Below are 7,128 nucleotides of genomic sequence, written 5' to 3' on the forward strand. Positions count from 1 at the left end.
AAGATTAAAACGCTCAATGCCCGTACGTGAAAAGACATCAGCTAATGGGCTGTCACGTCGTTTATTTAAGGTACACAAGAGAACATCCACCCCGGCTCTCTTGAAATAAGGGATAACCGAAACTATATTACGTTCTCCACCACCCATTGCGATACTGCTTAGCATTATGAGGATTCTCATAAGAATTTATCCTGATCTGCGAAGTACCAAATCGATCTCACAAATTGCCTGAATCTGTTCTCTTATGACGCTAACGATACACGCCTTTCTCAATGATCATTTTTGCCTTTTTAATATTCCACCTAAAATCTGTAACGCCTGAACAACAACGACTCGTTCAAGCCAATATAAGACCAGCAAGTAAACACTTCCGCCAGCGATAATTCCCAATAACAATTGCAACCAGGTCACCCACTCAGACGAGACGTACATGACTGACAGAACAGCCATAACCATGATCAAGGCAGGCAGCATGGGCGTTTTCAAGGCTTCAAATAATCTACCAAATGAAATCTTGAGCATTCGAAGTGCAACTGCCAGATAGACGGTACATATCACAAATGACACAAAGACCTGCACCCAGGCGGCTGTAATAATATTTGCCGGCACTGTAACCGCCCAATACATCAAAGGTGCCAGGATAATAACCTGTAAGATCGAGATATAAGTTAATAATATGGGCCTGCCCTGGGCCTTGTAAACATCGCCAGCATTAAAACCAAGGGATATAAAAAAGGAATAGATAGCAATGGCGCGCATAACCGGCGCAGCTTCAAGCCATTTCTCTCCAAACAAAGTTAGGACAAAAGGCTCTGCCAACAGGGCCATCCCTAGCCCGATCGGAGTGGTAAACAAGGCGACATAGCGGGCAGTTTCAAGAAAACCAACGCGTAATGCTTCCTCATTATCCCTGATTTTGGTAAAAATCGGAAATATTACATTTGCAACCGTGGCGCAAAATTGAAGAATAACGAGCTCCGGTATTCGAAATGCAAGGGAATATATGCCCATCGATTCTGCTCCCAGGTAACGTCCAATAAGAAGATAATCAACGTCCTGAGCAATTACGCTGATAATATTCATTGCAACCATGGACAGTCCGAAATTCAGCAGTGAGCGGGCGAAAACAAAGCTGAACGAAAAATCAGGACGCCACTTCACTATACCCCACAAAATAATTGCCGCTACAAACGTACCTGTCAGTTGTCCAATGATTAAACTCCACGGTCCAAAGTGAAGAAACGCAAGCGTAATCGAAACCAATCCCTTGGCAATCGCCTTGAAAAACTCGGGAATAAATTTCCTGTTAAAGGCAAGTTCCTTCACCAACAAGGCCTCATGAGTGGCGCCCAACGACCCAAGCGGGAAATTAAGCCCCAATATGCGGGTTACATCCACTGCACGTGGATCATTAAAAAAGGATCCGACATAGGGCGCAATGAGCCATATTAGGATAAAGAGCGTTGTGCCTGTAGCAAGATTCAACCAAAAAGCGGTATTAACCACCCTGTCATCCTTATGATAAATCAAGGCGGCATTAATGCCGAGGTCTTTTACTGTATCTAAAAAGCCAATAATTACCAATGCATAACCGACAATACCGAAATCGACTTTTGTCAGCAACCGCGCCAGGATAATAGTACTTATAAAGATAACTAATTTTCCGCTGTAAAATGCGGCGTACATCCAACCCGCGCCCTTTACAGCAGCATTGGCGAGGTCTGAAGTTCCTTCTTCTTTTTCTAAAATCATGATTTTCTCATTTATCCAGGAGAATGGTTTACGGGGAATTTTTTCTACCGCTCACTGCCCGCAGGTATGCTTTTTTTGTCATTTCAATCTGAACAGAGAGCGAATAATCCAGCACTATCCTTTTGCGTGCCTTTTCGCCCATGCCCTTTGCAAGGTTTCCATCCTTGCACAAAGTGACAATCGCATTGCACAAGGCGGAAACATCCCCAACTGGGACAAGAAGTGCGCTTTCCTCATTTGTAACAACCTCGGGGATGCCCCCACAATTTGTGGACACGATCGGCAATCCCAGAGCCGCGGCCTCCAGCAAAGCATAGGGTATCCCTTCACTACGAGATGACATCACATACAAGTCGCTTGCTAAAAGAATATTCAGAAGCGCTGAGCGTTCAAGATAGCCCAGCAAAAAAACGGAATCATGCAAACCAAGTTCTTCAATTTGCCGCTGTAAGGATAACCGCAACTCGCCATCGCCGATGATAACTGCTTTGGCATTCTTAACTTGTTTGACAACGCGTGAAAAGGCCAGAATGAAATCGTCAAACCCTTTTGCCCAGACAAGTCTTCCCACCATTGAGCAAAGAATTGCATTACGCGGAATCCCAATCCGTTCTCGGATTTGAGATGCATCTATACTCATGGGGTCCGGGTATGCCCCAACATCCACGGCGCTTCGTATCAATTCAATAGATTCAGGTGGTACGCCATCTTCCATTAGTCCCTTACGGACGGTCTCCGATACGGCAATGAACCTGTCCACACTTCCATTGGTTAATAAATCGATGGCGTGATACAGCCGGCTTTTCCAGGAATTACCATGCTCCTGCTTGTAAGAACTATTTAAAGTTGAAACAAAAGCAACATCAACCAGCAACACCCCAAAACTTGTCCAAAACTTGGATTGTATGTTTTGGGTATCAACAACTTGAATTTCCTCCTCGCGAATGGTTTTGGCTAAACGAAAAGGTATCAAAGGGTCTGTACGAGTTTTTCCTAGAATGCTAACCCGTATTTGCTTTTCCCTGGCAAGCTGAACAACAGGGCTATTTTCAATTCCTGCAATTATGCTCCCCCAAGGGGATAAGGATTGCGCGAGCGATATCGCCCTTGTACTTGCTCCTCCATAGCGTATCGAAAGGTCAACAATAAGCGTATGGGGGGCTCTAGAATACACCGCATTTTCAGGAAACAGCTTTATGTGAGGATTATCCATTAATAAATGGCGCTAAATATCACCGCGCTCCGCGTTGCCTGAATACCACCATGGCGGTTTTGAATAATATTTTCAAATCAAACCATATGGATCTTTTTTCAATATAACGAATATCCCATTTTAACCATTCGTCAAATTCTTCCCCGCCACGCCCATAGAGTTGCCATAAACCGGTAATACCTGGCATCACATCAAGGCGTTCGGTTTGCCATAATTTATAAGATTTTGAACTCCACGAGGTTGGACGGGGGCCAACCAGACTCATATCCCCTTTCAACACATTTATAACCTGGGGTAATTCATCAAGACTTGTCTTGCGCAAGATCCTACCAATTCGGGTAACACGAGGGTCGTTTTCCATTTTCAAGGGACCGGCAAGCTCGCCACGCGAATTAAGTTTTGCCAGATTCCCCACCAGTGCATCAGCATTGGGTATCATTGATCTGAATTTTAACATTCGGAACCGTTGTCCACCCCGCCCCGTTCTCTGCTGAACAAATAAGACCGGAGCACCAGGCGATGTAAAACGGATAATAAGAGCGGTAAGCAACATTATAGGGATCCAAAGAGGTGCGGTCATCAACACAAATGTCATGTCAAAGATACGTTTGGCAGCCAAATAAGAACTTCCAGTTAGTAATCGCTTTTCTGGGTTAAATTTCTTTATCCAGTCTGCTTCTAAATTACGGGGTGAATTACTGCCAGCCATCAAATAGACCTGATAAATGAAATCTCAATCAAGGGTATTCAAAGTGCGAGCCTGGATGTGAGATTGAGAAATTCGTTTCCTGGCTGTTTGCAGCAGGTCATCGAAGGTTAGAGCCTCGTCTGGAAAAGCAGCACTCCCCCAGTCTATCTCGGCATTAAGGCCTTCCTCCACAGCCGCTTGTATCCTTTCCGCAAGGATGGAAATATTATTAGCATCAGTTTCCGGGCACAGGATGGCAAACTGTCCGTCGGAATCCCGCAAAACTATATCAGTATTTCTCGCAAGTTCGCTAAGAATCTGGCTAATTTTAGCAATGGTAAACCTTTCAAGCATATCATTTTCAAGCGCTTCGTAATGCTTCCAACCGTCCTTGACTTTTTGTTTGTCCAAACGAAACGCTAAAATAGATAATGGATGGTGGTACCGACGACTACGGGTTATTTCAGTTGCAATTACATCACGGGCAGAGCGTATGTCAACGGAACGGTTGGGGTAGGCAGTAGAAGACAAGCCATCCAAGGTCCTATCTAATTGTCCAATCCGCTTCCCTACATCATAAGCAAGTCCGGCAGATAAAGTAACGAGCAATAATTGGATTAATTGTACTTGAATGGGTCTGGTATTTTTCCAATAAAAGGCCCAAACGAGCGCATAGACTACAATCCAAAATAAGATTACGATATAGTAAGATAATTTGACTCCCTGCCTAATAAGATTCCCTGAAATAATCAGTTCAGAAAAGACAATGATTGCCACAAGTATAAAAAATACCGGGTCAAAGTCGATTACACTTTCTTGAAAGGCATCAATGTTCGCGATCCCCAAAACGATGGTTATATAAGACACCAAAATCGTAATCGACAACTTTAAGTCACTCATGAAGAATTACTCCGAATTATGAAGCGGTGATGTAATTAGTAAGATCCTATTTTCAATTTAACGTATGTGCCATATATAATATACATCTGTCATAGATAAATTTCAACAACAACACCATGATTTTAACATGAAACGTGAAAGATATTAGACTTTTCAAACTGCAATAATTTGGATCGCTCTTAAATAGTAAGAACTTCTACCATATGGCCATCCATAATACAACGAGGAAATCGATCCATGACAAAAAACCCCAAACTTTTCGACCTAAAACCGTCCATAATCACGATCTACAGTACCACATGGTGTCCGGATTGCAAGCGTGCGAAGAAATTCTTCGGGGAACATCGAGTGGAATATGAAAATATCGACATTGAGGAACACTCAGAAGGCGTACCTTTTGTGGAGAAACTTAATAACGGCGCAAGAATTATCCCAACAATTATTTTCCCGGATGGTGAGATTTTAGCGGAGCCTAGTAATGTCCAACTGGCCGAAAAGCTTGGACTCCAAACCAAAGCCAACCAGGAGTACTATGATGTGATCATCGTTGGAGGCGGGCCAGCAGGGTTAACCGCCGCGCTATACCTCGCCCGGGAAGGTTTGGAAACTCTGGTTATTGAAAAGGCGGGGCTGGGCGGACAGGCTGGCATTACCCAGACCTTGGATAACTTTCCAGGCTTTGACGAGGGTATCTCAGGCGCGGAATTCTCAGACCGACTCAGCCGGCAAGCCCGCAAATTCGGCGTGGAAATATTACAGGCGCAGGAAGTCGATGAAATCGAAAAGGACGGTCAATATCACATAGTTCACACTGGGGCGAATGCTCATTATCACTCCAAAGTCGTGCTTATCGCAACAGGCGCGCGTTATCGCCGCATGGGAATTCCAGGCGAAGATGAATTGATCGGTATTAATGTCCATTTTTGCGCAACATGCGATGGGGCATTCTACAAGGGGAAAAAAGTGCTTGTGGTCGGGGGCGGCAATAGCGGTTTTGAAGAAGGTCTCTTCCTTACAAAATTCGCATCCCAAGTTGACATTATTGTAAGCACACCGAAGCCAAAGGCAAGTAAAATATTGCAAGATAAGGTATTCAACAAAGAGAACATGAACGTATTACTTAACCATCAGATCAAAGAACTGCAGGGAAAAAACAAACTCGATGCTGTCCTTGTGGAGGATAAGAACTCGAACACCAATAAGACACTAAACTATGATGGTGTCTTTGTATTTATCGGGCTTACCCCTAACAGCGATCTATTGAAGGACAAGGCTGAACTTGACGAATTCAAGTTCATCAAAACAAAAAGCATGATGACCAGCGTACCAGGAATATTTGCAGCAGGAGATGTGCGTGCGGACGCCACAAAGCAAGCTGCCGCCGCTGTTGGAGAAGGCGCCTCTGCCGCCCTTGCCATTCGCGAATACCTAAAATCGCTTGGTGATTAAATATTTTTTCGGAGATTCCCCTTGAGCATTCTTTACAATATACGCCCGGCACAGATCACGATGTTCACCACTGAATATTGCTCTGACTGCCACCGGGCAAAAGCATTCTTTGAAGCAAACAAAATCGATTATTTAAAAGTAAGCCTGGAGGATAATGACGAGGCTACAGAATTCGTCATGTATGTGAATAAAGGCTTAAGAAGTGTGCCAACCATTATTTTCCCCGATGGTTCCGTGCTTGTGGAACCAAGGTGGGAAGAATTAAGAGAAAAAACGATACTGAAATAGATTTGCACGAATCTATCAAAAGCGAGGATGTTCGATCAAATGGGAACATCCTCGCTTTTGATTCATAATTGCAGCGGGGTATAATATATGTATGAAGAAGATGATCGCCTTGTTTTTTCTCGCATTCGCCCTCTCTGCGTGCGACACATGGGGAGTGCCGCCGCAACCTTTTCCGGTCTGGACGCCAATTCCATCACAGACACCGGGTATAGTGTCACCAACACCTTTAATTCTGCCGCCGCCATCCATTCAAACAATCACACCAACTATAATTCTGCTGACTCCCGTCACCCCTGTAAACACAGAAACACCATCACCAACCAATACATCGGAACCAATTCCACCGTCCCAAACATTTACGACCTTCCCTTTGCAGTCTGTCGCGGTTGAAATTCTTGGTTGCAATACAAGCCTTGACATTAGGAACGGTATGGGAGAAGTGACCAATGCATTTGTGACGGTCAAAAATAACGGGACAGTTGATCTGCCAAATTCCTGCGCTTTGCTCCGTGCCATTGACGAAGATCGAGAACACCCAGACAAGAAGCGGTGTGTCGACAATCTACCCGCACAATATCAGGTTAATTTGAAATTGACCGTTGACTCGCAGTACAAAGTGGACACGATCATTCAGGTGGATATTTCATCCAACGAAACAGTTTTGTTACGCATCGACAAACAATCGTGCAGAGATATCAGTCTCTTCGGAGGGACTCCCTCGGACGTAAATGTCATCAAGCCGATCAGTCAATAAGCGCGAAAGCTTCGTCAGTGTGGAAAAAGCTGCGAGAGGGCTGGCAGGCTAGAGGTCGGGCAAGAAGCGTTTCGCAATTAATAT

The 7,128-nt window shown here is 44.4% G+C and carries 8 protein-coding genes; 3 read left to right on the forward strand and 5 right to left on the reverse strand.

The window, feature by feature from the left end:
- From AC14M5_RS08775 to AC14M5_RS08795, 5 genes are all read right to left on the reverse strand, one after another.
- On the reverse strand, positions 1-180 hold a 180-nt coding region (locus AC14M5_RS08775), incomplete at its 3' end, for a hypothetical protein (protein ID WP_484029278.1).
- A 96-nt stretch (positions 181-276) separates the two neighbouring features.
- Entirely contained in the window at positions 277-1,752 is a 1,476-nt protein-coding gene (locus AC14M5_RS08780; protein WP_484029279.1) for a lipopolysaccharide biosynthesis protein, read from the reverse strand.
- Between the two features lie 28 nt (positions 1,753-1,780).
- Positions 1,781-2,965, reverse strand: a complete 1,185-nt coding sequence (locus AC14M5_RS08785) for a glycosyltransferase family 4 protein (RefSeq protein WP_484029280.1) — start codon at positions 2,963-2,965, stop codon at positions 1,781-1,783.
- A 19-nt stretch (positions 2,966-2,984) separates the two neighbouring features.
- The gene (locus tag AC14M5_RS08790; RefSeq protein ID WP_484029281.1) at positions 2,985-3,674 is read right to left on the reverse strand and encodes a sugar transferase; all 690 of its coding nucleotides are present in this window, start codon (positions 3,672-3,674) and stop codon (positions 2,985-2,987) included.
- Positions 3,675-3,698: 24 nt separating this feature from the next.
- Positions 3,699-4,553 (reverse strand): GGDEF domain-containing protein, encoded by an 855-nt coding sequence (locus tag AC14M5_RS08795; RefSeq protein ID WP_484029282.1) that lies wholly within the window; start codon positions 4,551-4,553, stop codon positions 3,699-3,701.
- A 237-nt stretch (positions 4,554-4,790) separates the two neighbouring features.
- Between AC14M5_RS08795 and AC14M5_RS08800 the strand changes: the two genes are divergently transcribed.
- The 3 genes from AC14M5_RS08800 to AC14M5_RS08810 all read left to right on the forward strand — a co-directional run bounded on the left by AC14M5_RS08800 (position 4,791) and on the right by AC14M5_RS08810 (position 7,044).
- Complete coding sequence (locus tag AC14M5_RS08800; protein WP_484029283.1) at positions 4,791-6,002, forward strand: FAD-dependent oxidoreductase; 1,212 nt, start codon at positions 4,791-4,793, stop codon at positions 6,000-6,002.
- Between the two features lie 21 nt (positions 6,003-6,023).
- Positions 6,024-6,290: a glutaredoxin family protein gene (locus AC14M5_RS08805; protein WP_484029284.1), complete on the forward strand. Its 267-nt coding sequence runs from the start codon at positions 6,024-6,026 to the stop codon at positions 6,288-6,290.
- Positions 6,291-6,381: 91 nt separating this feature from the next.
- Positions 6,382-7,044, forward strand: coding sequence for a hypothetical protein (locus AC14M5_RS08810; protein WP_484029285.1), 663 nt, complete (start codon positions 6,382-6,384; stop codon positions 7,042-7,044).
- Positions 7,045-7,128 lie beyond the last annotated feature (84 nt).

This window comes from Candidatus Villigracilis sp., from assembly GCF_057083605.1.